The organism is Amycolatopsis sp. NPDC003676 (assembly GCF_053587275.1).
The window spans coordinates 1-1,296 of sequence record NZ_JBSFNS010000319.1; the positions used below are offsets into that span (position 1 = coordinate 1).

A 1,296-nucleotide genomic window follows, 5' to 3' on the forward strand; every position below is an offset into this window, starting at 1 on the left:
GACTCGACGTGCCACTACCGCTGGCCCAGCTGGCCGCCACGCGGTTGGCCGACGGGCTCGGCGTCGGAAAACAGCTGCTAGGCAAGGAGACCGCATGACCACCGATGGACAGCCCGACAGCGACAGCCGCAGGCAACGGGGACTGGCGAAGATGAGCGAGGTGTACGGCTGGGATTTCGCCGACGGCCCCGGTGACCTCTTCGCCATCACCGCCGACCACCTGTTCGCCGAGATCTGGTCGCGGCCGGGACTGACGATCCGTGACCGGCGGCTGCTGTTGCTCGGGGCGCTCAGTGCCCAAGGGCTTTTCGATGTCGCCGAGATCCAGCTGGGCGCGGCACTGCGCAACGACGAACTCGACGAAGCGCAGTTGCGCGAGATCGCGGTGTTCCTGACCCACTACATCGGCTGGGCGCCGGGAATGAAGCTCGACAACGCCGTCGGCACCGTGGTGTCCCAGCACCGCAAGCAGTCATGAGCGGCGCACAGCCCCACCGGGCAGCCGAGATCTCCGAGTGGGACGCCCGGGCCGACGTCGTCATCGCCGGCTACGGGATCGCCGGTGTCTGCGCGGCGATCGAAGCGGCGCGCGCCGGCGCCGATGTCCTGATCCTGGAACGCACCGGCGGCTGGGGTGGGGCCGCGGCCTTGGCGGGCGGCTTCGTCTACCTCGGCGGCGGCACCCCGTTGCAGCAGGCGCTCGGCTTCGACGACGACGCGGCGAACATGGAGAAATTCCTGCTGGCCGCCGTTGGGCCGAGCCCACCACAGCGCGATCAGGGCGGCGACGCCCAACGCACCCGCCATCCGATGACCACGGAATCCCCCTCCGAGCCGCGCACGAATCGCGCTCACCGGCGGCTGCCCGCCCGTGGCCTCGACCAGCGGCTCCGACCCCGCGAGTGCCTCACTCATGCGACACCACCGCGGCCGAACAGCAGCTCGGAGAGGTAATCGCAGAGCTTGTGGAATTCCGGCGTCCGCATCATTTCGGGCGTGCGCGGGCGCGGCAGATCGATCTCGACCAGCTCCAGCACCCGTCCGGGACGCGGGCTCATCACCGCGACCACGTCGGAGAGGAACACCGCTTCCCCGATGCCGTGGGTGACCATCAGCGTGGTCGCGGGCTTCTCGGTCCAGATGCGCAGCAGTTCCAGGTTCAGCCGCTGCCTGGTCATGTCGTCGAGGGCGCCGAACGGTTCGTCGAGCAGCAGCACCGACGGCTGCACCACCAGGCACGAGTTCGCGGATGGCTCCGAGCGACGGGTAGACGTGCGAGGGCGCGGAGCAGCCGAC

2 protein-coding genes and 1 pseudogene are annotated in these 1,296 nt (G+C 69.6%); 2 read left to right on the top strand and 1 reads right to left on the bottom strand.

Translation table 11 applies throughout. From position 1 onward, the window contains the following. The first annotated feature begins 94 nt into the window (after positions 1-94). Together ACWDNU_RS46045 and ACWDNU_RS46050 are read left to right on the top strand one after the other, a co-directional pair. Entirely contained in the window at positions 95-478 is a 384-nt protein-coding gene (locus ACWDNU_RS46045; protein ID WP_355280396.1) for a carboxymuconolactone decarboxylase family protein, read from the top strand. Beyond that, complete coding sequence (locus ACWDNU_RS46050) at positions 475-954, top strand: FAD-dependent oxidoreductase (RefSeq protein WP_449673475.1); 480 nt, start codon at positions 475-477, stop codon at positions 952-954. The genes ACWDNU_RS46045 and ACWDNU_RS46050 overlap by 4 nt, the downstream gene beginning before the upstream one ends. Here the strand turns inward: ACWDNU_RS46050 and ACWDNU_RS46055 are convergent. Continuing rightward, positions 912-1,296, bottom strand: a pseudogene (locus ACWDNU_RS46055) (ABC transporter ATP-binding protein); the annotation flags it as partial. The gene ACWDNU_RS46050 and the pseudogene ACWDNU_RS46055 sit on opposite strands and share 43 nt — an antisense overlap.

Coding starts and splice junctions, on each gene's coding strand:
- ACWDNU_RS46045 (WP_355280396.1), top strand. CDS start 95: ATGACCACCGATGGACAGCCCGACAGCGACAGCCGCAGGCAACGGGGA.
- ACWDNU_RS46050 (WP_449673475.1), top strand. CDS start 475: ATGAGCGGCGCACAGCCCCACCGGGCAGCCGAGATCTCCGAGTGGGAC.